19 protein-coding genes are annotated in these 23,857 nt (G+C 67.0%); 13 read left to right on the plus strand and 6 right to left on the minus strand.

Going from position 1 to position 23,857, the window contains the following annotated elements; translation table 11 throughout:
• Nucleotides 1–128: 128 nt before the first annotated feature.
• Both BM436_RS27225 and BM436_RS27230 read left to right on the plus strand, forming a co-directional pair.
• The gene (locus tag BM436_RS27225) at nt 129–2,381 is read left to right on the plus strand and encodes a putative Ig domain-containing protein (RefSeq protein WP_093558674.1); all 2,253 of its coding nucleotides are present in this window, start codon (nt 129–131) and stop codon (nt 2,379–2,381) included.
• A 288-nt stretch (nt 2,382–2,669) separates the two neighbouring features.
• Nucleotides 2,670–4,901, plus strand: a complete 2,232-nt coding sequence (locus tag BM436_RS27230; protein WP_093558743.1) for an NADP-dependent isocitrate dehydrogenase — start codon at nt 2,670–2,672, stop codon at nt 4,899–4,901.
• A 62-nt stretch (nt 4,902–4,963) separates the two neighbouring features.
• Here the strand turns inward: BM436_RS27230 and BM436_RS38740 are convergent, their stop codons facing one another.
• A complete protein-coding gene (locus BM436_RS38740; protein ID WP_371859680.1) occupies nt 4,964–5,155 on the minus strand; it encodes a FitA-like ribbon-helix-helix domain-containing protein in 192 nt (63 codons plus the stop codon).
• A 185-nt stretch (nt 5,156–5,340) separates the two neighbouring features.
• On the opposite strand from BM436_RS38740, the gene BM436_RS27235 reads away from it, so the two are divergent.
• The 6 genes from BM436_RS27235 (at nt 5,341) to BM436_RS27255 (ending at nt 12,138) form a co-directional block, all read left to right on the plus strand.
• On the plus strand, nt 5,341–8,424 hold the full coding sequence (locus tag BM436_RS27235) for a putative Ig domain-containing protein (RefSeq protein WP_143133319.1): 3,084 nt from the start codon (nt 5,341–5,343) through the stop codon (nt 8,422–8,424).
• Nucleotides 8,425–8,434: 10 nt separating this feature from the next.
• Nucleotides 8,435–9,031 carry an NF038129 family PEP-CTERM protein gene (locus BM436_RS27240; RefSeq protein WP_093558677.1) on the plus strand — a complete coding sequence of 199 codons (597 nt, stop codon included), beginning with the start codon at nt 8,435–8,437 and terminating at the stop codon, nt 9,029–9,031.
• Between the two features lie 122 nt (nt 9,032–9,153).
• On the plus strand, nt 9,154–9,441 hold the full coding sequence (locus BM436_RS36470) for a hypothetical protein (protein ID WP_143133320.1): 288 nt from the start codon (nt 9,154–9,156) through the stop codon (nt 9,439–9,441).
• A 153-nt stretch (nt 9,442–9,594) separates the two neighbouring features.
• On the plus strand, nt 9,595–10,026 hold the full coding sequence (locus BM436_RS27245; RefSeq protein WP_177307538.1) for a C39 family peptidase: 432 nt from the start codon (nt 9,595–9,597) through the stop codon (nt 10,024–10,026).
• Nucleotides 10,023–11,006: a hypothetical protein gene (locus tag BM436_RS27250; RefSeq protein ID WP_143133321.1), complete on the plus strand. Its 984-nt coding sequence runs from the start codon at nt 10,023–10,025 to the stop codon at nt 11,004–11,006. The genes BM436_RS27245 and BM436_RS27250 overlap by 4 nt, the downstream gene beginning before the upstream one ends.
• A 142-nt stretch (nt 11,007–11,148) precedes the next feature.
• Nucleotides 11,149–12,138 (plus strand): extracellular catalytic domain type 1 short-chain-length polyhydroxyalkanoate depolymerase, encoded by a 990-nt coding sequence (locus tag BM436_RS27255; RefSeq protein WP_093558683.1) that lies wholly within the window; start codon nt 11,149–11,151, stop codon nt 12,136–12,138.
• On the opposite strand, the gene BM436_RS27260 is transcribed toward BM436_RS27255, so the two are convergent.
• On the minus strand, nt 12,135–13,253 hold the full coding sequence (locus BM436_RS27260) for a catalase family protein (RefSeq protein WP_093558685.1): 1,119 nt from the start codon (nt 13,251–13,253) through the stop codon (nt 12,135–12,137). The genes BM436_RS27255 and BM436_RS27260 overlap by 4 nt on opposite strands.
• A gap of 137 nt (nt 13,254–13,390) precedes the next feature.
• Entirely contained in the window at nt 13,391–15,565 is a 2,175-nt protein-coding gene (locus tag BM436_RS27265; protein ID WP_093558687.1) for a LamG-like jellyroll fold domain-containing protein, read from the minus strand.
• A gap of 254 nt (nt 15,566–15,819) precedes the next feature.
• On the opposite strand from BM436_RS27265, the gene BM436_RS27270 reads away from it, so the two are divergent.
• The 5 genes from BM436_RS27270 to BM436_RS27290 all read left to right on the plus strand — a co-directional run bounded on the left by BM436_RS27270 (nt 15,820) and on the right by BM436_RS27290 (nt 21,256).
• Nucleotides 15,820–16,797: a cupin-like domain-containing protein gene (locus tag BM436_RS27270; RefSeq protein WP_093558689.1), complete on the plus strand. Its 978-nt coding sequence runs from the start codon at nt 15,820–15,822 to the stop codon at nt 16,795–16,797.
• Nucleotides 16,798–17,031: 234 nt separating this feature from the next.
• Nucleotides 17,032–17,598 carry a hypothetical protein gene (locus BM436_RS27275; protein ID WP_093558691.1) on the plus strand — a complete coding sequence of 189 codons (567 nt, stop codon included), beginning with the start codon at nt 17,032–17,034 and terminating at the stop codon, nt 17,596–17,598.
• 178 nt (nt 17,599–17,776) lie between these two features.
• On the plus strand, nt 17,777–18,256 hold the full coding sequence (locus BM436_RS27280) for a hypothetical protein (protein WP_143133322.1): 480 nt from the start codon (nt 17,777–17,779) through the stop codon (nt 18,254–18,256).
• A gap of 165 nt (nt 18,257–18,421) precedes the next feature.
• Nucleotides 18,422–20,659 carry a rhamnogalacturonan lyase family protein gene (locus tag BM436_RS27285; RefSeq protein ID WP_177307540.1) on the plus strand — a complete coding sequence of 746 codons (2,238 nt, stop codon included), beginning with the start codon at nt 18,422–18,424 and terminating at the stop codon, nt 20,657–20,659.
• 45 nt (nt 20,660–20,704) lie between these two features.
• Nucleotides 20,705–21,256: a PEP-CTERM sorting domain-containing protein gene (locus tag BM436_RS27290; RefSeq protein WP_093558695.1), complete on the plus strand. Its 552-nt coding sequence runs from the start codon at nt 20,705–20,707 to the stop codon at nt 21,254–21,256.
• Nucleotides 21,257–21,259: 3 nt separating this feature from the next.
• Here the strand turns inward: BM436_RS27290 and BM436_RS27295 are convergent, their stop codons facing one another.
• The 3 genes from BM436_RS27295 to BM436_RS27305 form a co-directional block, all read right to left on the minus strand.
• A complete protein-coding gene (locus BM436_RS27295) occupies nt 21,260–21,676 on the minus strand; it encodes a type II toxin-antitoxin system VapC family toxin (RefSeq protein WP_093558697.1) in 417 nt (138 codons plus the stop codon).
• Nucleotides 21,673–21,927 carry a FitA-like ribbon-helix-helix domain-containing protein gene (locus BM436_RS27300; RefSeq protein ID WP_093558698.1) on the minus strand — a complete coding sequence of 85 codons (255 nt, stop codon included), beginning with the start codon at nt 21,925–21,927 and terminating at the stop codon, nt 21,673–21,675. Before BM436_RS27300 ends, BM436_RS27295 begins: the two co-directional genes overlap by 4 nt.
• Before the next feature lie 266 nt (nt 21,928–22,193).
• Nucleotides 22,194–23,711, minus strand: a complete 1,518-nt coding sequence (locus BM436_RS27305; RefSeq protein WP_093558700.1) for a family 43 glycosylhydrolase — start codon at nt 23,709–23,711, stop codon at nt 22,194–22,196.
• Between the last annotated feature and the right edge of the window lie 146 nt (nt 23,712–23,857).

The raw sequence follows: 23,857 nt of genomic DNA on the forward strand, positions 1-23,857 counted from the left end.
CGATTGCAGTCCGATATTCCAAATCGTCATAGCTTATTTCACAAGATGTATAGCTTTCCCGTGTTCGGCCGGCGTAGGATACGATCAACAATCTGCAATCGATTGCAATTTACAACAAAGGAGACACCATGGCCACACTACGACGCTTGATCGCCTGCCTGGGCGGCACCATCCTTCTGCACAACGCCCATGGCGCGGCCAGCGCCCCGCCCGACCGTATCGCCATGCCGCAGGCGCGCTTCGCCACCGGCGACGATCCGCGCCGCGCCCAACCGGATTTCGACGACAGCGGCTGGGCCACCGTCGACACGTCGCGCAACTACGAGAAACAGGGATTCGACGGCCACGACGGCTATTCGTGGTACCGCATCCACGTGACCATCCCCTCTTCGCTCAAGGCCGGCAGCGACTGGCCCCAACGGCTGCGGGTCTACCTCTCCGCCATCGACGACGCGGACGAGGCCTGGCTGAACGGCGTGCCGATCGGCAAGACCGGCCGCATGCCGGAAGACCCCGGCGGCTTCGACGGCCGCTGGCAGGCCGTGCGCGACTACCAGGCCGACCTTTCGAAAGTACCGGTCCACTGGGACCGGGACAATGTGATCGCCATCCGCGTCTATGACGGCGTGGGCGGCGGTGGCTTCCACCGGGACGTGCCCTCGATCAGCATGCCCAACCGCGCGGACGGCCTGCGCTTCGGCCCGGAACGCGCGCGTTTCGATTTCCGGCCGGACGGCAAAGTGGCCGTCTCGCTGGATGTGGCGAACGACATCCCCACCCGGCAACGCGGCCAGCTGGTGATGGAAGTGTTCGACCCGCGCAGCGGCAAGACGCTGCAGCGCCAGGCCGGCGCCCTCGCGCTCGCCGCCGGCCAATCGCGCACGCTGCGCTGGACGGTGCCGACCGGGCCCGGCGTGGAGGCGCGCCTGCGCTTCGTGGACGCGCTGTCCGGCCGCGGCATCGCCTCCCGGCTGCCGCTGCCCTACCTGCTGACGCCGGCGGACGGCGCCGCGCCCGCCATCCACGGCGCCGGCGTGCTGGGCGCGCGGCCCGGCACGCCGCTGGCCCACCGTGTTCCCGCCACCGGCAAGGCGCCGCTGCGCTTCTCGGCCGCCAACCTGCCCGCCGGATTGACGCTCGACGCCGCCACCGGCGTCATCTCGGGCACCGTGCCCGCCGCGGGCAGCTATCCCGTCACGCTGCGGGTGGAAAACGCCGCGGGCGCGGCCAGCCGGGTCTGGACCGTGGAGGCGGGGGACAAGCTGGCGCTGACGCCGCCCATGGGCTGGAACAGCTGGAACGCCTTCGGCGTGAACGTGAGCGACGCGCAGGTGCGCGCGACCGCGCGCATCCTGGTCGAGTCGGGGCTGGCCGCCAAGGGCTGGTCTTCCGTGAACATCGACGATGGCTGGCAAGCCGCCGCCCGCGCCAACGATGGCGAGCTGGCGGGCAACGAACGCTTCCCGGACATGGCGGCGCTGGGCGGCTACCTGCACGGCCTGGGCCTGCGCTTCGGCATTTACTCGTCGCCGGGGCCGGCCACCTGCGGCAAGTACCTGGGCGCCTACCGGCACGAGGCGCAGGACGCCGCCACCTACGCCCGCTGGGGCGTGGACTTCCTGAAATACGATTTGTGCAGCTACCACGACATGATCGCCAAGACGCCCACCCGCGCGGCGCACATGCTGCCCTACCAGATCATGGGCGAGGCGCTCAAGGCGCAGCCCCGCGGCATCGTCTACAGCCTGTGCCAGTACGGCGAGCAGCAGGTGTGGGAATGGGGGGCGGACGTGGGCGGCCAGGCCTGGCGCATGACGGGCGACATCCTGGATACCTGGGCCAGCGTGCTGGAAACGGGCTTCAGCGCGGCGCCCTACACCCAGTATGTGGCGCCGGGACGGTGGAACGACCCGGACATGCTGGTGGTTGGGCACGTGGGCTGGGGCGATCCCAAGCCGTCCCGGCTCACGCCCGACGAGCAGTACAGCCACATCAGCCTGTGGAGCATGCTGGCGGCGCCACTGTTGCTGGGCAATGATTTGACCAAGCTCGACGCCTTCACCTTGAACCTGCTGACCAACGCGGAAGTGCTGGCGATCAACCAGGACACGCTGGGCCGCGCCGCGAGCCGGGTGCGGGACGCGGATGACTGGCAGATCTGGGTGAAACCGCTGGCCGACGGCGGCAAGGCGATCGGCATCTTCAATATGGGCGACAGGTTCCGCCGCCTGCGCGTCGATCCCGCCCTGTATGCCAAGGGGCAATCCGGCCTGCCCTACCAAGCGCGCGACGCCTGGCGGCAGCGCGCGCTGCCGGGCGCCGGCGGCGCCATCGACGTCGAACTGCCGGCCCACGGCGTCATGCTGCTGACCGTGCGGTAGTCACGCGACGGGGGCCGGCCCGGCGGGCGACGCCCGCCTGGCCGAGCGCCCGCCCCTGCACCAAATCGGGTCGCACCGTGGATTTTTGTGGCGTGGAAGATAGTCAATCGCACCACATCGGTGCAGCGATGCCATTTCGGCTGGTGCGGCGGCATTTCACATATCGATATGGGCGCCCTATCTGCTAAAATCTCGCTGCCCAAGCCAAAAGCCATGCGAACCGGCGCCGTGACCGGGAATACGCCACGTCGCGTGGGCAGTCTACTATGCACATCCTAGGGAATGACCATGACCACCCAGAATTCAAAAATCATCTACACGCTGACTGACGAAGCCCCCCTGCTGGCGACGTATTCACTGCTGCCCATCATCAAGAAATTCACGGCGCCGGCCGGCGTCGACGTCGTCGCCAGCGACATTTCGGTCGCCGCGCGCGTGCTGGCCGAGTTCCCCGAATACCTGACGGACGCGCAGAAAGTGCCGAACACGCTGGCCGAGCTGGGCGCGCTGACGCAGAACCCCGAAACCAACATCATCAAGCTGCCGAACATCAGCGCGTCGGTGTCGCAGCTGATCGCCTGCTTGCGCGAACTGCAGTCGCGCGGCTACGCCCTGCCCGACTATCCGGAAGACGCGAAGACCGACGAGGACAAGGCCCTGAAGGCCCGCTACGGCAAGTGCATCGGCAGCGCCGTCAACCCGGTCCTGCGCGAAGGCAACTCCGACCGCCGCGCGCCGAAGGCGGTGAAGGAATACGCCCGCAAGAACCCGCATTCGATGGGCGAGTGGAGCCAGGCCTCCCGCACCCACGTGTCGCACATGCACCACGGCGACTTCTACCATGGCGAGAAGTCGATGACGCTGGAAAGCGCGCGCGAAGTCAAGATGGAACTGATCACCGCCTCCGGCAAGACCATCGTGCTGAAGCCGAAGGTCGCGCTGCAGGCCGGCGAGATCATCGACAGCATGTTCATGAGCAAGAAGGCCCTGCTCGAATTCTACGAGCGCGAACTGGAAGACGCGCGCAAGACCGGCGTGATGTTCTCGCTGCACGTGAAGGCCACCATGATGAAGGTGTCCCACCCTATCGTGTTCGGCCACTGCGTGCGCATCTTCTACAAGGAGGCGTTCGCCAAGCACGCCGCGCTGTTCGATGAGCTGGGCGTGAACGTGAACAACGGCATGTCCAACCTGTACGACAAGATCGAGAAGCTGCCGGCCTCGCTGAAAGAGGAAGTGCTGAAGGACCTGCACGCCTGCCACGCCAATCGTCCCGAACTGGCGATGGTCGACTCGGCCAAGGGCATCACCAACTTCCACTCGCCGAACGACATCATCGTCGACGCGTCGATGCCGGCCATGATCCGCATCGGCGGCAAGATGTGGGGCGCCGACGGCCGTCCGAAGGACGTCAAGGCCGTGATGCCGGAGTCCACCTTCGCCCGCATCTACCAGGAGATGATCGGCTTCTGCAAATGGCACGGCAACTTCGACCCGAAAACCATGGGCACCGTGCCGAACGTGGGCCTGATGGCGCAGCAGGCCGAGGAATACGGCTCGCACGACAAGACCTTCGAGGTGCCGGAGGCCGGCGTGGCCAACATCACCGACCTGGCCACCGGCGAAGTGCTGCTGACCCAGACCGTTGAAGAGGGCGACATCTGGCGCATGTGCCAGGTCAAGGACGCGCCGATCCGCGACTGGGTCAAGCTGGCCGTCACCCGCGCCCGCAACTCCGGCATGCCGGCCGTGTTCTGGCTCGACACCTACCGTCCGCACGAGAACGAGGTGATCAAGAAGGTCGAGACCTACCTGAAGGACCACGACACGCAAGGCCTGGACATCCAGATCATGTCGCAGACGCGCGCCATGCGCTACACGCTGGAGCGCGCCTTCCGCGGCCTGGACACCATCTCGGTGACCGGCAACATCCTGCGCGACTACCTGACCGACCTGTTCCCGATCCTGGAACTGGGCACCAGCGCCAAGATGCTGTCCATCGTGCCACTGATGGCCGGCGGCGGCATGTACGAGACCGGCGCGGGCGGCTCGGCGCCGAAGCACGTCAAGCAGCTGGTGGAGGAAAACCACCTGCGCTGGGATTCGCTGGGCGAGTTCCTGGCCCTGGCCGTGTCGCTGGAGGACATGGGCATCAAGACCGGCAACAACAAGGCCAAGATCCTGGCCAAGACGCTGGACGAGGCCACCGGCAAGCTGCTGGACAACAACAAGTCGCCCTCGCCGCGCACCGGCGAGCTGGACAACCGCGGCAGCCACTTCTACCTGTCCCTGTACTGGGCGCAGGCGCTGGCCACCCAGACCGAGGACGCCGAACTGCGCGCGCACTTCGCGCCGCTGGCGAAAACCCTGGGCGAGAACGAGGCCAAGATCGTCGAGGAACTGAAGGACGTGCAGGGCAAGGAAATGGACATCGGCGGCTACTACTACCCCGATCCGGCCAAGACCGAGGCGGTGATGCGTCCTAGCGCGAGCTTCAACGCGGCGCTGGCCACCGTGTGATGACGAAGTAAGCGACAACACAGTAAAAAAAGCCCGCCGAATGGCGGGCTTTTCACTGGAACTTATGGTTGATCCCGGCGTCTTTCAGAATAGCGTTTGCCGTATGGCGAGAGGCGCAATCGAGCGCAGTTCCGTCGTAGGAGGCGCGCCAATTCGCGGTGCCCGGCCTCGGCGCTTCCGCCATGCGTCGCCGCGCGACGACGTAGCGCGTCCACCACGTCTTGATCCAAATCCCGAACCAGCAGTTGAGGCATACCGGCTGACCCCAAGCAAGATTGGCGCGGATACAACACTCGAGGATATCGATAACAAGAATTCAAGCGTGTTATGGAAATTGCATGCTATATTATCCTTGGTATCGATAACACGAGGCTTTGGAGAGAGGCTCATGCCCGATACGTCGAAGGATCTTGTCTAACAACAACTAATTGAGACAACCATGCACAAACAATTCAATTCGCAGCGACGGCAGGCCGCCACGCCCAGGGGCAGCGGCAAACTTAAAATGATAGCGCTATCAACACTGTCTGCCCTGATGGCCCTGTCCGGCGGCGGCGCGCAGGCGGTGAGCTACGTGGCCACGCCGGCGGCCCAGCCGGTGGTCAGTTCGGCCGGCATCAAGCACCCCGCCCTCGGCTTCACGCTGGAACAGCTGGAGTACGCGCGCCTGCAAACGCGCGCCGACGTGGAGCCGTACAAGACCTATTACAACATCCTGTCCACCGTCTGCTGCAACTACGCCAACATCAACCTGCTGCCGACCAACCGCGACGCCAGCAAGGTCGACACCCCGAACACGCCGAATTACAACGGGAACACCGCGCAGACCCGCATGATCAACGATTCGCAGGGCGCGCTGACCCAGGCCATCCTGTACTACGTGACCGGCCGCAACGAGTACCGCCGCAACGCGATGCGCATCCTGCGGACCTGGAGCAACATGAATCCGAACGGCTACGCCTACTTCCCGGACGCGCACATCCACAACGGCGTGCCGCTGTTCCGCATGCTGGCCGCCGCCGAGATCATGCGCTACACCCCCGGTGACCCCACCTACACCGCCTACCCGCTGGCCTGGACCGACACCGACACCCAAAAGCTCAAGGACAACCTGATCGACCCGATGGAGCGCACCTTCTTCGCCAGCAAGGAGCGCTTCATGAACCAGCACGTGTACTCGCTGGTGGGCCGCATGGCCGGCGCGATCTTCACCGACAACCGGGCGCGCTACGACGAGACGGTTGAATGGATGACGGTGAACGCCACCTCGACCCGCCAGGACATCAACGGCGCCATCCTGCCGCTGATTCCCCTGATCGAGGCGGACAACCCGTACAACAAGTTCGGCATCCCCTTCTACCAGATCCAGGAAATGGCGCGCGACCAGGCCCACGGCGGCGACAACGTCGACAACCTCACCGGCCTGCTGCGCATGGTCACGGCCCAGGGCACCAAGGTCGATCCGTTCACCGGCACCCCGTCCACCTCCAGCGACGCGGTCAGCGTGTACCAGTTCGGCGGCAACCGCGTGCTGATGGGGGCCAACGCCTACGCCCAGTTCATGCTGGGCTATAACACGCCGTGGGCGGACACCAGCGGCGGCACCTCCTACATGTCCGGCGCGTATCGCGGCCGGCTGTACGAGGTGGGCGGCATCCCCGAGCTGTACAACGTCTACAAGTACGAGCAGGGCGTGGACGTGGACTCCGTGGCGCCCTACCTGGCCACGGCCGCCGCCCACGCGGACGGTCCCGTCACCGCCTGGGGCCAGGCCACGCCCGGCAACAAGGACATGGGCGCCGAGGCCTTCCTGACCCTGCCCGTGCCGCTGACCGGCGTGGCCCTGCCCGTCAACACCGGCATGCTGGAGACAGAGCGCAAGGCCGTGTTCCTGAACGGCGAGTGGACCAGCGAGACCGAGGGCGCGCGCACCTACGGCCATGCCAAGGTCACGCCGGCCGGCGCCACCGTGGTGTTCCACGACGTGCGCTACGCCGACCGCGCCAAATTCGCGCCGGTGGGCATGATGGTGCGCACCAACGCGGTGACCAAACTGGCCGCCAGCGGCTCCGAGACCGGCAAGCCGTGGAGCGAGATCGCGGTGCCCGACACCGGCGGACAATGGCGCTACATCGTCCCCGATTCGTCGTGGACCGCCACCGCCGGCCGCGGCTTCGGCGACAACATCATCTACTTCAAGTTCACCGGCGCCGAGGGCGCCACCGTGGACCTGGACTTCGTGAACATGGCCGCGCCCACCCAGCTCACGCCGCCGAAGTTCGCCATGCCGGCCTTCCCCGTCACGGAACTGGTCGTCCAGGGCGTGCCCTACCAGGCCAGCTACGCCGCCACCGACGCCAACACCGCCGACACCGTGGTCTACCAGGCGATCAGCCTGCCCGCCGGCGCCACGCTGAACACCGCCACCGGCGCGTTCAGCTGGACGCCGACGGCGGAGCAGGCCGGCGTGCACGAGATCGTCGTCAGCGCCACCGACGGCGTCTCGATCAGCACCATGACGGCCAAGCTGAGCGTGCAGCCGGACCGCGCGGCCGCGTTCGCGGCGGCGCTGGGCGGCTACGACCCGGCCGCCGTGTACACCACGCCCTCGCTGGCCACGTTCAAGTCGGAACTGGCGCCGCTGCAGGCGTCCATGGGCACCGTGTCCGACGCCGAATTCGGCGCCCTGCTGAACGCCGTGAAGGCGGTGGCGGCCAAGCTGCAACTGCTGAATCCGCGCGTGGCCTCGGACGGCAGCCTGGACTGGAGCAAGAGCATGGTGACCACCACCGTGCTGGACGCCGCGCGCGCCGCGCTGCTGGTGGACGGCGACTACAACAGCACCTCGGGCGACCTGCGCAACGTCGTCACCATCGACTTCGGCGAGAACTACCGCATCTCGGTGAACGCCTTCGGCATCCAGGCACGCTTCATGTTCGGCAACCGCTCGCAAGGCATCAACGTCTACGGTTCGAACGACAATTCCAGCTGGACGCTGCTGACCACGCGCGAGACCACCGACACGTCGAACCGCAACTTCGAGATGGAGGTCATTCCGGTGGTGCCCGGCCTGGAGAACGAGCGCTATCGCTACTTCATGGTGCGGGTGGATCACCCGGGTCCTCCGACCGACCCGGCCTATCCCGGCATCTCGTCGTACAGTGAATTGCGCTTCCACGGCGCCCGCTACGATCTGCTGTCGCCGGTGGACGTGAGCGCCAGCGTCAAGATGCTGCAATCGGGCCTGACGGTGAACCGCTTCACGCAGAAGTACACCGGCACGGTGACGTTCACCAACACCACCCAGCAAAAGATCACCGGGCCGCTGCACCTGCACCTGCAGGGGCTGACCGCCGGCGTCACGCTGGACAACGCCACCGGCGTGAAGGACGGCGTGCCCTACATCACGCTGCCGGTGGCCGAGCTGGCCCCCGGCCAGAGCGCGACCGTGACCACCACCTTCAGCAATCCGGCGAAAGCGGCCATCAACTACACCCGCAAGCTGATCAGCGTTAAATACTAAGGACAGAGACATGAACCATTTGAAAGACTTGCTGGCCAGGCTGATGCTGGCCGTATTCCTGATGTCCGGCGCGGGCGCGGCCTCGGCCGGCCCGCTGTACAGCGTCAGCATCGACACCTCCACGCTGGGCAGCGGCCCGGCCTACCTGGGCCTGTACTTCCTGGGCCTGGCCAACGCGGCCCCGGCCACCGCCACAGTGAGCAACCTGGCCGGCGCGCTGGCGGGCGCGCCGTCGGTGACCGGCACGGTGGGCGGTTCGCTGCCCGGCGCGCTGGTGTTCGGCAACGCCAACGGCGGCGGCGAGCTGGTGCAGGGCATCACGCTGGGCGGCGTGTTCTCGTTCAACCTCAGCTTCACGCTGGGCGCGGGCGACGCCGGCACCACCTTCGGCTGGGCGCTGTTCAACGACACCAGCTACCTGGGCGCCGACGGCGACCTGGGCACCATGTCGCTGCAGCCGGGCGCGGCGCCCGACGAGATGTTCCTGCTCTCCAACGCCAGTTCGCTCAGCGACGTGCAGGTGGTGCCGGAGCCATCGACCCTGTCGCTGATGCTGCTGGCCGGGCTGGTCATGGCGGTGGGCGCGCGCCGGCGCCGCAATCCATGAGCGTGATGGAGGAATAGAAACGGGCGTACGCTGGTTCGTTTGATATATATCAAACGAACCAGCCCCGCCTACGGCATTGTGGACTGGCGCCTTGGGCGCTTTTTCCGCAAAGGAGACACATCATGTTTAAAATCTTAACCGCAGGTATAGCGCTCGCTTCGCTGGTCTCGCTACCAGTCGCGGCCGAGCCACGAAAGATGTCGAGCGAGGTGCTCGACCAGGTCGTCGGGGGAACATATTGCCCGCCACCCGAACCCCAGAAGGGTAACAATGGCTGGGGAAATGGAGCCGATCCGAGCAACGCCGGCAGTGACAACGGCTTGACCAGCCCCTCGAAATCCGCCAACACGAATTTGCCTCCGGGCCAAAACCGTCCCAATACCAACCCCACCGGATCCACCGGACGGTAAGCACAGTGAATGGGCGGTTTGCCTGCCCTTCCACCCACGGCTCGTTGCTTCCCCATGTGGCGCATCTGCCTGACCCTGTTATGCACGCTGCCCAGCGCCTGGTGCGCCGCGGAGCGGCCCGTCCGTTCGCTACTTGAGGCGCGACAAGAAGGCATGATAGTCCAGCAGTGGGACAACAGCTGCGCAGCGGCCGCGCTCGCCACGATTTTGACCTACTACAAAGGAATGACTGTGAGCGAAGAGCAGGTGGCGCGCGGCATGCTGCGTCGGACCGACCCGCTGCGTGTCCGGTCGCGTGGCGGCTTTTCCTTCCTGGACATGAAGCGCCATGTCGGTCAACTCGGGTTTGACAGCGATGGCTATTCCGGCATGGCATTGGAGGATTTGGCCGTGAAGACACCGATGATCGTCCCCTTGAATGTGCGTGGCTACAACCATTTCGTGGTGGTACGCCACGTTGGCGACAACAAGGTCGATATCGGCGACCCGAGTTTCGGCAACTACGCGATGAAGCGCGCGGAGTTCGCGGCCAAGTGGCGCGGGATCGGATTCGAAGTCGGCCGGCGGCGGGAGATGCACGAATGAGACATCATTGGGCTGGCGCGCTTGGCCTGATGGTCGCGTCTTCCGCTTTCGGCCAGGGCGCGCAGGAGCTCCAGCGCATGCTTGCGGAACGGGATCAAACGATCCTGGAGCTTCGCCAGCGCATCGCGTCGCTCGAACGCGATGCGACGCCACACCGGGTCAAGCATCAACAGCCGCCGGCGCCCGCGGAGGACGAGCTCGACAGCAACCGCGCGCTGGAAAGGGCCCTGGTGCGGGAGCGCGGCTTGCTGCTATCGCCCAGGACCTACGAAATCGAACCGAACTTCATTTATTCCCATAGCGACAACAACGCCGGCTTCCGGCGCGACTCCTACGGCCCGGGCGTGACCGTGCGCGCGGGGCTGCCCTGGCGATCCCAGGTCGAGCTGACCTTGCCGTATGTGATAGAGCGGCTGAACATCGATGCGGTCAGGTCGCACTCGCGCGGCAGGGGCGATTTCAACCTCGGCCTGTCGCACCAACTTCGGATCGAGCGGGGATGGTGGCCCGGCATTATCGGCTCCCTGGGCTATCAGGGCGCCACCGGCCGAAGCACGGCCTTCGAGCCGGTCCGCTTGATCGCCCGGGGTAGCGGTTTCAAATCGCTGCAAGGCGCGCTCACCGCCATCAAACGCGTCGACCCCCTGGTCTTTTTCGGTAGCTACGCCTACACCCACGTCTATTCCGCGACCAAGAGCGGCATCAAAGTCGAGCCCGGCAATGTGCATGGGCTGCGTTTCGGCACGGCCCTGGCCGCCGGGCCGACAACGTCGTTGCGCGCCGCCTTCAACGTGAATTTTCTCGGCCGCACCAAGTATGGCGGGGAACGGCTACAGAACGACGACCCCACCGCGTTCCTCGAGTTCGGCGGTTCGGCTGTGCTCACCGAGTCCACCGCCATTGATGTGATCGTCGGGGCCGGACTGACACGCAACACCCCCGATTTCAGAATCACGATTTCCTTGCCCATCCGGTTTTAAGCGCGTCAGCGCGATTTGTTTCCCTCATGGCACGTCCTCCTACGCCCACACGGCGTTCCGCCTCACTTCGTTCCGCCCCCCGACGTTCGATACTGATAAAAAAGAAATGGAGACCCCTACTAGCTCAACTTAGGAGTCAAATATGTTCAACGTCATGATGGATACCTGGTCGTCCCTCGCAATGTCACCCTGGAACGCGCTGTCCCTCCAGTTCGGCGTCCTTCCCCCCGCAACAAGCGACACAGGCCGGCGCGCCCGCGAGGGCCAGTTCATCGAAGGCCGTTTCGACGCCGACATCGGCTCCCTGCGCTACAAACTGTTCATTCCCAGCGGCTACAAGGGCAAGCCGCTGCCGCTGATCGTCATGCTGCACGGCTGCGGCCAGGACGCCGACGACTTCGCCTCCGGCACCGGCATGAACGAGCTGGCTGAAAAGCTGGGCTGCCTGGTCCTCTACCCCGAGCAATCCCGCGGCGTCAACAGCAACCGGTGCTGGAGCTGGTTCGACAAGGACCACCACGAGCGCGGCCGGGGCGAACCGGCGCTGATCGCGGGCGTGACCGGAAAAATCCTTTCCGAATACGCCGTCGACCGCGCGCGGGTGTGCGTCGCGGGCCTGTCGGCCGGCGGCGCCATGGCGGTGATCATGGGGCGCACCTATCCCGACCTGTACGCCGCCGTCGGTTGCCACTCCGGCCTGGCGCACGGCAGCGCGAGGGATCTGTACGGCGCCCTGCTGGCCATGCGCGAGGGCGACGCGCCGCACGCGCCGACGAGCGCCGAGGCGGGCATCGCCGTCCCGATCATCGTCTTCCACGGCGACATGGATGCGACCGTGCACATCAAGAACGGCAGCCGCGTGGTGCAGCAATCGATCGACACCTATTCCTGCCACCCGCGCAACGCCCGCGCCCGCTCCCGGCTGAAATATTGGGAGGAAACGGGGGAGGCCCGCGGCCGCGGTTTCACGCGCGCCATGCACCGCGGCCGCCAAGGGGAGATCGTTGCCGAGCAATGGACCGTGCACGGCGGCGGCCACGCCTGGTCCGGCGGCAATTGCCGCGGCAGCTACACCGACAGCAACGGCCCCGACGCCAGCCGCGAGATGGTGCGCTTCTTCATGGGGCGCTAAGCACCGGCAACCCCGGCGGCGGCGCGCACGTCGGCGATGTCGCGCGGTTCGACGAGCTCGACGCCGTTGCGCTCGGCGCGCAGGCGCGCCGACGCCGCGTACACCGACTTGCGCACGCGCATGATCGAACCCAGCGGGCGGTGCGCGGCCAGCGCGTGCCAGGGATTGAACCGCATGCCGTCGTCGACCAGGCGCGCCAGTTCCTCGCTCCACCCGCGCTGCGGGCCGGCGCGCAGGCGGGCCACCGCCACGTAGGGGCTGAGGTCCTGCCGCCATTCCGCCGAAGCGTCCTCGATCGGCATTTCCTCGATGTTGGTGCAGAGCTGCACGCGCAGCTCCCACTCGCCGCCCTCGCGCGCGAAGTGCGCCACCACCGCCTCGCGCAGTCCGTCCGGCTTGTGCGCCAGGTCGACATGCGCGCCGGCCAGCGCCACCAGGCCGGGCGACACCGGCGCCAGCGACACCTTGGCCATGTAGCGGCCGTACAGGATGGGCGCCTGGCTGAAGTAGGTCTCGCCCAGCGGATGCGTTTCCGGGTGGCCGCCCAGCGCCTTGATCCTGGCGCTCTCGCCGCCGGCCGCCTCGATCGCCTGTTCCGTTCCCCGCAACAGCGCCGAGAAGGCGCGCTTCAGGTTCGGGACCTTGTCGGTGGTGGCCGCCAGCGGCTTCAGGTTGGACAGGAAGGCCTTCGCCTTCGGCACCAGGAACGCGGGGCCGTTGACCAGCACGAAGTCCTGGGTCGCGTCGCCCTCGCCGCCCTCGACGCGGGCGCCGGGCACGCCCACGATCTTCAGGCCAAGCCCGCGCGGCGTCGAGACCTTGTCGTCCAGCAGGTCGCCCGGGGTGGTGGAGATGCGCAGCACCGCCGGGTAGCCGCCCGGCCGCGCGAACAGGCCTTGCGCGTAACACTCGGGCAAGCCGTCCCGCACCGTCAGTTCGGCCACCAGCAGGCCGTGCGACTTGGCGTGCACGCTGCGCAGGCCGTGGCCGGAATGTTCCCAGGTCTTGCGGGAAATGCCGAGCATGGTGTCCCGCAGGCCGGCGGCGGTCTCGGCTTCGTCGTCCTCCGCGAATTCGTACGCGGCGCAGTAGGGGACTGCTTGGATGGGGTTCATGATGGGCGGCCCTGTATGGTGGAACCGCCATTCTGGTGGAGCCGGGTGCGCGGCTCTGTGCCGCACCGCACCCAACTCGTTGACTCCGGGGCGACAATGGCCGGCCGTCCGCCGGGTCCGCTTTTTTCACCGCCCGGCTAGCCCGCCATCAACGCGGCGATCTCCTCCGCGCTCAAGGCGCCGCTGTAGATGCGGAAGTCGTCCACCATGCCTTTGAAATACGGGTCGGGATACTGCGAGCGGCCGATCCAGTTCCGGCTGGTGGCGCCGATGCGGCGCGGCGCGTGCGTCATGGCCGTGTTGGTGCCGACGGCGGCGCCGTTGACGTACAGGGTGCCGGTGGCGCCGGACAGCGTGACCGCCACGTGCACCCACTGGCCGGCCGGCAGCGGGGCCGAGGACCCCACGGTTTGCTCGCCGACGCCGCCATTGGTGGCGATGGCGAAGCGCACACCGCCGCGGTAGGCCCGCGGTGTCAGGAACATATAGTGGCTGGTGCCGGAGCCGAAGTCGAACACCCGCTCCCAGTTGCGCCCGCCGTTCCAGTACACCCAGGCGGCGATGGTGAAGTCGGACAGGTCGGCGGCGACGCCGGCCGGCAGCGCCACGTGGTCGTCCACGCCGTCCAGGGCGATGGCGTTGCCGCGCTTCCCGGCCGTCCACACGGGCCCGTTGACCAGCGCCGCGTGGCGTCCATTGCCGCTCGCGTCCGGCGCGGCCGTGCCGCTGGCTTCGTCGAACGGCAGCCAGGTGTGCAGCGCCGTGGCCGTGTTCAGCGCCGCCTCGTTGGAGGGGGCGCTCTCGCCCGACGGCGTCGCCGCCGTCACCACGTAATAATAAATGCCGGGCGCCATGCCGCTGTCGGTGTGGGTCAGCAGGTCGGTGATGCCGCTGGCGATCGTGGCGTAGGGGCCGCCCGGCGTGGCGGCGCGCAGCACGTTGTAGCTGGTCGCGTGGGCGCCGCCCCACCAGGACAGCTCGACCCGCCCGCCGACCAGGTTGGCGGTCAGCCCGCTCGGGTTGGCGCCCGCCGCCACCGGATCGCGCGTGAAGGTCAGGGTGCCGACGCCCAGCTGGTCGCCGTTGCCGCCGTCGCCCTCGGCGCGCAGCTTGGCCGCCATGAGGGTGGTGTACGGCGCGGCCAGGCCCAGCCGGTTCACATAGTGGTTGTGGATCATTTCCCAGACCGGCCGGTTGAAAGGCAAGCCGGCGCCGGAAATCCCCCATCCCGTGCCGTGCACGTTGGTGTACGGGTCGAACGGCATCGAGGTGTAGTACAGCGTGCCGTTGGCGTCGGCCAGGTTGGACTTGGCGACGTACTCGGCGCCGGCCAGGAAGCGGCGGTTGTCGTGGCCGTAGAAATCGTCGCCCTGGTTCCACGCCATCTCGCAGAACGCGGCGGCCAGCCCGACACCCAGCGTGCAATGGCCCTGGTCGCGCGAGCTCTCCTGCCATTGGCCGAGGTAGCCCGGATGGACGTGGGGCACGGCCTGGCTGGCGGCCCCGTTGCCCGCGCCGCTCAGGTAGTACGTGACGGCCTCGTCGTAGAGGTCCTCGCGGTCGCACAGCACGCCGATGGCCAGGATCGAGGCCAGCGCGCATTGATCCCAGTTGGCCCAATAGTTGGTGATGTGGGCGTCGTTGTGCTGCACCAGGAACTGGTGGTTGAGCGGATAGAACACGTTCAGCATCATGTTCTGGAAGCGCGCCAGGTCCGCCGCCGCCCAGCCCGGATAGGTGCGCATGATCTCGGCGGCGTTGGCGAATTCGTAGCCGTAGATGCCGGCGGCCAGGAAGCGGTCGGCATTGCCGGTGATGCCGGTCAGCGTGGAGGACCAGGCGTTGAGGAACTGCACCGCCTTGTCGGCGTAGGCGGTGTCGCCCGACACCTTCCAGCGCACCGCCAGTTGATAGGCGCGGGCGACGTCGATGTAGAGCTGGGCGAAGTTCTGTCCGCTGCCGCCGCGGATCACGGTGACCAGCGGGCGCGGGAAGTTGTTGAGGTGCGAGCGGCCGGTGTTCAGCAGGGCGTTCCAGCCGTTGGTCCAAGGTTGCGCCCCGGCCGCCACCTTGGCGCGCATCCGGTCGAAATCGGCCTCGGTGTGTAGCAGGCCGGGATGCGCGAACACGCGTGGCGCGGCGGCGCCGCCGGCACGGGCGCGGCCGCCGTCCGCCGACTGCGCGGAGGACGCCGGGCCCTCCCCCGCGCCGCCGCAGCCCGCCAGCGCCAGCGGGCCGAGGGTCGCCAGGCTGAGGGAGCCGGCGCAGAAGGTTCTACGTTCCAGGGATACTTCCGGTTTGCGTTTCGACATGATCGCCTTTCGTTCAGGTTGGAATACCCAGGGGATCAGGAGCGCACCGCCAGATCATCCCGTGGCGGGCAGATTATGCGGGCAACATTTCCACATGGCAATATTTCCGCGTTAAATATATTCGGCGAAAAACGGGTGTCTTGTCAGGTTTTTGTAAGGAATTTCAGCGATAGCCCGACCATTTATTCGGCGACTGTCAAGAAGAGGGAGCTTGCGTTATGCTATGCCCCCTGCACGAAAGCATGCGAGGGTATATGTCTAGAGAGAAGAATCCGGTGGACCGCGACCGGGAAGCGCGGCAGGCGCACGGTTCGCCGTCGCCCTCTTCACCGCGCCCGCCACGTTCGCCGCCGCCATTGTCGGCGTCGCGGCCCGCGTCGCCCGAGGAGGCCGCCGCGAAGAAGCTGGCGCGGGAGCAGCGGGACGCGCAGGTGCGCGGCGTCACGTCCATCCAGGCGATGCGCGAGGCGATCAAGCGCGCCGGATGCGCCCTGCCCGCGATTTCCGAGGTGCCCCGCGTGGGCAAGCTCGACGCGGCCGCTTTCCGCGAGCGCGCGGCGGCCGGCCTGCCCTTCCTGATTCCCGGCCTGGTCAAGCGCTGGCCGCTGTCCGCGCTCACGCCGCAAACGTTGCGCGAGCGCTACAGCCACCTGCCGGTGCGCGCGCGGGTGGGCGACTACATCAACACCGCGTTCGCGCCCGACCGCGCCATGCGGGACATGACCATGCTCGAGTATCTGGAGCTGGTGTCCGCCGGCACGCACGACCTGCCGCCCTACCTGGGCAATCTGGAACTGCGCGAGTTGAACAGCCTGTGCCACTGGCCCGCCTACCTGGGCAAAATGGGCCCGCCCCGCTTCTGGCTGGGCCCCGCCGGAACGGTGACGCCGCTGCATTGCGACTACGACGACAACATCTTCGCGCAGGTCTGGGGCACGAAGCGCATCTTCCTGTCGCCGCCCCACCACGAGGAATTCCTGTACACCAGCGAGGCCAACGCCATCCTGTTCGGCTCCCCGTTCGATCCCGAGGCGCCCGACTTCGACAAGTTCCCCCTCGCCCGCCAGGCGACGATGATCGAATGCGTGGTCCATCCCGGCGACCTGCTGTACGTGCCCGCCGGCTGGTGGCACCAGGTGCGCGCGCTGACGTTTTCACTGTCCGCCAACCGCTGGGCCCGGGCCATGCCCTTCGCCTTGCACGGCGACCCGGCCCTGCGGCGGCCGGCCTAGCCAGTCATCCACTTGGTGAATAAGTGATATAGAAATTTTTTAATTGCTCAAAATTGCTGCAGTGCGGCATACTATGGTGGTTTTAGCAATTCCGACTGCATGCATCGGTCACATCGCACGAACGATATTCATGACCATCAAGACCGGCGCCACGGACATGCCGGTTTGAACAGGCGAATCAAACCGAGTGTGCAAGCGTAGTCCAGCAAACACGCCCGCAGTTGCGGAGGACTCATGCGTTTCTTCATAGACATGCGAAAGAATGAGGCGATGGCACTGGCGATCGACCAGGCCATCGCCAGCCTCACTCTGGACAGCCACACCAACGCGCTACGCATCATGGCTTGCGCCGGCGTTCCCCTCGCGGTGGTCGCGAGGGTGGTGTTCGCCAAGGATCAGTTCCGCGGACGCCGCCGCGACTTCGAGACGGCCCAGTTGTTCGACCGGGCGCTGGCCATCGCCAAGCTGTACGGCCCGGACGACGCGGACGCCTATTTCAAACTGAAAAACTTCGCCGCCGCCCTCGTCGTCCGCGTGCTGTCGGACGGCCCCCATCGTGGCGATCTGGATGGGCAAGTGCGGTGGATCGATCCGCCCCCCGATATGCCGGCAAACCAGCTGCAACCGCCCGTGTGCAACCCGCGACAACCCTACCATGCCGACGCCACCGCGAGAAGATTCGCGCGGGATCGCGCCAGCGACCTTCCAGGTCGCGGCCGGTGGCGCTTGCGCCGCGCCTGCCCGCCATGCGCGGCCTTGGCCGACGCGGTTTCCCGATTCGCCAACTGGCTGATGCCATAGTAGCGCTCAACAAGTTGAGCGCTGAACAGCCCCCGTCCGCTATACCATGGGCCCCTGCAAGGTAAAACAAGCAAGGCCGGCCCGGTTGGAACGCCGGTCCCCGTACGCCTGACCGGCGGGGGCCGAAGCCCCGGCGCCGGCCGCGAGCCGATGCGGCCTGCGCCGCGGCGAGGGGACAATGAACTTTTCCAATGAATTGACCGACTGGCTATGCCTGTCCCGAACCGGGGCATCGCTGCACGCGCAGTCCCCGGCGGCGTGCAGGGCGCAACATTGCCGCCTGTGCGACCAGCCCTTGGGCGTGATCAACGACGCCCTGCCCTGCCTGCATTGGCTGACAACGCCGTATTGCAAGTCCGTGCGGATGGCGTCGGTGTTCGCCAACTATCCCGTGGTCGAGGTGGTGCGCTATGTGCTCATCTGGACGCGCTCGGAGACCAGGCGGCACTCGGCGCGGCACCTGCGCTGCGCCAGCCGGGGCGGCGCCACCGAGATCCACATCGCGTTCCGCAACCGCAGCTGGAGCTTCCTGCTGGAGGGCGAGCACGACGCCGCCTTCGAATACAACAGCGGCCGGAGCGGCTTCGGCTTCCGCATCCCGCTCACACTGCGCGACGGCGAGGAGGAGGCGCTGCGGCAGCTCTCCCGCCTCGGCTAGGCGAGCGAAGCACTCCTTTTGCGCGGATACAACGGCATTGCTCGACATGTTGAGCAATGCGCCCGCCGCCCTCCCTCCATGGACATTTTATTAATGCGTTCCGGTACCGTGACGGTGTCCGCGCGGTACGGCGGCGCACACAATAACTTATACATCGGAGACGTCATGATCCTTAGAAAAGCCTCGGCCTCGTCTGTTCTACTCGCCTTGCTCGCCATGGGCGGCGACGCGAACGCCGTGATCACCATCCCCGGCAAGCAGATCGAAAACCTGAATCGCGGCGCGGTCGCCATCCAGTCCCCGGCCGGCGTGTTCATCAGCTGGAGGCAGCTCGCCACCGACGCGGCAGGCACCACCTTCAACGTGTACCGGGGCGGCGTCAAGCTGAACGGCGCGCCACTGGACGCGCTCAACTACACCGACGCCTCCGGCACCGCGGCCGGCAGCTACGCGGTGCGCGCCGTGGTCGGCGGCGTGGAGCAGCAGGGCGCCGAGGCCGGCGCCACCTGGGCCCAGCCCTACAAGGCGATTCCGGTGCAGGCCCCGCCCGCCGGCACCACGCCCACCGGCCAGGCCTACACCTACGAGATCAACGACGGCGCCCCGGCCGACCTGGACGGCGACGGCAGCTACGAGATCGTCGTCAAATGGCAGCCCACCAACGCCCAGGACAACTCGCTGTCCGGCTACACCGGCAACACCTACCTGGACGCCTACAAGCTCGACGGCACCCGCATGTGGCGCATCGACCTGGGGAAAAACATCCGCGCCGGCGCCCACTACACCACCTTCCTGGCCTACGACTTCGACGGCGACGGCCAGGCCGAGGTGATGGCCAAGACCGCCGACGGCACCGTCGACGGCCAGGGCGTGGTGATCGGCTCGGCCAGCGCGGACCACCGCAACAGCGCCGGCTACATCCTGACCGGCCCCGAATTCCTCACCGTGTTCAACGGCCTGACCGGCGCCGCCATGAAGACCGTCGACTACCTGCCCGCCCGCGGCACCGTCTCGTCCTGGGGCGACAGCTACGGCAACCGGGTGGACCGCTTCCTCGGCGGCGTGGCCAATCTGGACGGCAACCGCCCCAGCGCGATCTTCTCGCGCGGCTACTACACGCGCGCCGTGGTCGCGGCCTGGGACTGGCGCGACGGCGCGCTGACCAGCCGCTGGGTGTTCGACACCAACGTGTCCGGCGCGGCGGCGCGCGGACAAGGCGCGCACTGGTTCGCCACCGGCGACGTGGACGGCGACGGCAAGGACGACATCGTCTACGGCGCGGCCACCATCGACAGCTACGGCCAGTTCAAGTACAGCACCGGCCTGGGCCACGGCGACGCCCTGCACTTCGGCAAATTCGACCCGAGCCGGTCCGGCCAGCAGATCTACATGGTGCACGAGACCCCCAGCGTCTACGGCGCCACCGGCTCCGGCATGCACGACGCGGCCACCGGCGCGCTGCTGTGGGGCGCGAGCGGCTCGAACGCGGACGTGGGACGCGGCGTGTGCTTCGACATCGACCCGAACCACGCCGGCGAGGAATGCTGGGCCAGCCGCGGCGGCTTCCGCAGCGCCACGGGCGCGCTGATCAACGCCACCGCGCCCACCGCCTACATGAACTTCGCGGCCTGGTGGGACGGCGACCTGCTGCGTGAACCGATGGGCGGCACCTCGATCGACAAGTTCGACCCGGTGACCCGCACCGGCAGCCGCATCGTCGACGCGGCGCTCAACGGCGCCGCCTCCAACAACGGCACCAAGGCCACGCCGGTGCTGTCGGCCGACCTGTTCGGCGACTGGCGCGAGGAGGTGGTCTGGCGCAACAGCGGCAACACCGAGCTGCAGGTCTACAGCACCACCATCCCCACCGCCACCCGCATCAACACGCTGATGCACAACCCGCAGTACCGCACCCAGGTGGCGGGCCAGAACGCCGGCTACAACCAGCCGCCCCACCCCAGCTTCTACCTGGGCCACGGCGCCACGTCCTTCCCGCAGGACCCGGTGCACATCCCGTACGACGGCACCGGCACGGTGCAGGCCGAGACGGCCATCGTGGGCGGCGGCACGGCCGCCAAGACCGACCGCGCCGGCTACCGGAGCACGGGCTTCCTGACCTTCCCGGCCAGCGGCGGCAGCGCCGAATTCGGCAGGATCAACGGCGGCGCCGGCGGCGCCAAGACCATCACCATCCGCTACGCCAACGGCAACCCCACGCCGCGCACCGGCGTGCTGAGGGTGAACGGCGTGGCGCAGGCGGTGACGTTCAAGATCACCGGCGGCTGGACCAACTGGAGCACGGCCACCGCCACGGTCAACCTGGCGGCCGGCGCCAACAACACGCTGCGCTTCGAATCCACGGGCCAGGGCCTGGGCAACATCGATGAACTGATCGTGCCTTGAACGCCGCCGCCCTCCCGAACCCAATTCTGAACAATAGGTGAATCAATGAAAAAGTTTTACATGCTGTGCGTGGTGCTGCTGGGCCTGTTCTCGCAATCGGCCATGGCCGCGCCCGTGGGCTGGTATCAACTCAACGCCAGCTGGCGCGACGGCCAGTTCAGCGGCCAGTTCCATTACGACAGCGCCTCGCCCTACCGCATCACCGAAATCACCGGCACGCTGGTGGACCTGGCGCAGGCCACCGTGATCAACAAGGTGTGGAACCTGGAGAACGCGCAGCCGGAATCGTGGGTCTTCGTCAACAACACCAATCCGGCCGACCCCGGCGGCCACGACGCCGGCTTCTACCTGAACCTGGTTGACCTGGGCGCCACGCTGACGCTGGACACCGCGGCCGGCAACGGCCTGTTCGACTGGAGCGGCGACTTCGCGTACTACAACCCGTCGCAGCTGGACGACTCGCCGCTGCTGTCCTTCAGCATCGTCGACGCGAACGCGGTGCCCGTGCCCGGCACGGCGGCGCTGATGGTGGCGGGCCTGCTGGGCATGCTGTCGTCGCGCCGGTCCAAGTCCCGGTCCGCCCCGCGCAAGGCGTGACGGTCACGCCTGCCACGGATTGATCACGGCGGCCCCAACCGCGTCATACGGGGCCGTATCGCGCGATGCCACCACGAACCCACGCGACGATGCGATCGCCGCAATGTAGCCGTCTGGCGTGGGGAATCCACGCCCGGCGTTCCTCGCCGTCACCGCCAGCTTGGCATAGCGGCGCGCCGCATCCGTGTCAAAAGGCAGTACCCGGTCCGCGAACAGGCCGATCAAACCTTCAACGGACTGTGCCAGCATGTCCTTGCGTTTTCCGGCGGGGAGTGCGCCGATGCCGAACAGCAGTTCGGCCAAGGTCACGCTGGACAGATACAGGGTTTCGGCGGCCTGCTTGTTCAGCCAGGCCCGCACGGCCGGGTACGGCTCGGGCTTCATCGCCTCGGACACGACATTGGTGTCGAGGACGATCATTCCAACCTCAACGGCTCGGCCGGCGTCTTGTCGCCCGTTTGCTCGAGGCCTTCGAAATCGGCGTTCGTCAAACCGACCTGGCGGCCCAGCGCGGCGAGCGCGTCGCCCATGCGAACGCGGGCCTCCGGCTTGACCGCGAGCGCCAGAATCTCGCGGACCTCGGCTTCGGTGCTGCGTCCATGCTGTGCGGCGCGCACCCGCAAGGCGCGGTGCACCTCGTCGGGTAGATTGCGAATAGTCAACATCGCCATGGCGTGACCTCTCCAGATGCATTCAATGCCTTCACTTTAGTGCATTGAATGCAAGCCAGCAAGGCGTCGGCCGATTCCCAGCTTTACTCCTCCTGGAACGCCTCCTCGCGCTTGCTCTTGATCGATGGCAGGGCGACGATCACGATCAGGACCATCCGGGATGGCCTGCACCACAAGCGCCAATTCCCTCAGCGTGTCGATCCAGCTGGTCCAGCCGGACTGGGTGCTGATCGTGGCGTCTTGACCCAGGGCGTCTAGCGGCCGGGCTAGCGGCCTGGCAGCCCCTTGCCGTTGACGATGGGTTCGCCCACGTCGCCCGGCTTGAACGGCACGGCGAGCGGGTCCATCGGCTGGATGTTGCCGGCGCCGTCGAACTCCATCCGCGCCAGCACCGTCTGGCGCTGGTAGCCGCCGCCTTGCGGCAGGGCGTGGCGGTGGTAGGCCACGTACCAGCGGTCGGTGCCCGGCACGTTGACCACGCTGTGGTGGGCGGTGCCGACCGCCGCGCCGTTCCGCTGCAGCACGATGAAATTGTTCTCGGGCGACTTCACCGGTCCCATCGGCGAATCGGCCACGCCCCAGCCGACCCGGTAGTTCGGGCTGCGCGCGTCGTCGATGGACCACATGAAGTAATACTTCCCGCCCCGCTTGAACACGACGATGCCCTCGCGGAAGTCCTTGAGCTCGATGCCGGCCACCGGCCCGTCCACCGTCACCATGTCCGGTTTCAGCTTGTAGACGTTGCCGAGACGGCCGTTGCCGTAATACAGATAGGCCTGGCCGTCGTCGTCGATGAAGGGATAGGGGTCGATGGTGTTGGAGTCGATCCCGGTGCCCTTGCGCAGCAGCGGCCCGCCCAGCGCGTCGACGAAGGGGCCGATCGGACTGGCGGCGGTGGCGACGCCGATCTCGCCCTTGGCGCAGAAATAGAAGTAGTACTTGCCGTTGCGCTCGATGGCGTCGGGCGCCCAGGCTTCGATGTTGCCCCACTTGAGGTCGCGCACCACGTCCAGCGCCATGCGCTCCTTTTTCCACTCCACCAGGTTCTTCGACGACCAGACCGAGAAGTCGGTGGTCTGCCAGTTCGGCTTGTCCGAGGTCGGATACAGGTAGTAGGTGTCGCCGAACACGCGGATCGACGGATCGGCGGTGAACCCCTCCAGCGCCGGCGGCGGCGCCTGCAGCGGCTTGGCGGCAACCGCGGCGGCCTGCGACGCCTCCAGTTCCTGGACCAGCCATGGCGGCACCCACAACGGCGCCCCCCGCTTCGTCTCCCGCGCAGCGGTGCTCACCGCGCGCGGCTTGCCGAAGGTTTGAAAGTCCCTGGTGGCGACCTGGTAGGCGGGCCGCTTGCCGTCGGCGGACCAGGAGACGAGGTACTGGCCGGCGCTTTCGTCGTACACGGTTTCCGGCGCCACGGCCGCCGCGCCGCCGGCCACCGGCAAATAGCGCTGCTCCGACCAGTTCACCAGGTCCGTCGAGGACGCGTAGGCGATGCCCTTGCCCTTCACACCGGTGCTCCAGACCAGGCGGAAGACGCCGTCCGGCCCGCGCAGAAGGTGCGGGTCCCGCATCGAGCCGCCGCCCGATGGCTTGATGAGGACACGGTTCAGGTCACGCCAGTTCTTCCCGTCGCCGCTGACCGCCAGGCGCAGGCCGTCGCCCTTGCCTTGCGACGAGGCCGTCACCCAGGCGTCGTCCAGCCATTTATGCTCGGCGGCGAGCGGGGAAGCCATGAACAGCGCGCTGGACAAGGCGATCCAGAACCGGGAAAGACGGGGCATGATGTATCCTGAAAATGACGTGTTGGAGGGTCAAGTATAACCAACTGCGTTATCGATAACAACATCCACGTGGAAATCCCATGCGCGGCGCACCCGCGCCGGGAGTGGGTAGAATGGCATATGCCATCCACCCCGCCGCCGCCGAC

The organism is Pseudoduganella namucuonensis (genome assembly GCF_900116645.1).
GTDB classification, from domain to species: domain Bacteria; phylum Pseudomonadota; class Gammaproteobacteria; order Burkholderiales; family Burkholderiaceae_D; genus Rugamonas; species Rugamonas namucuonensis.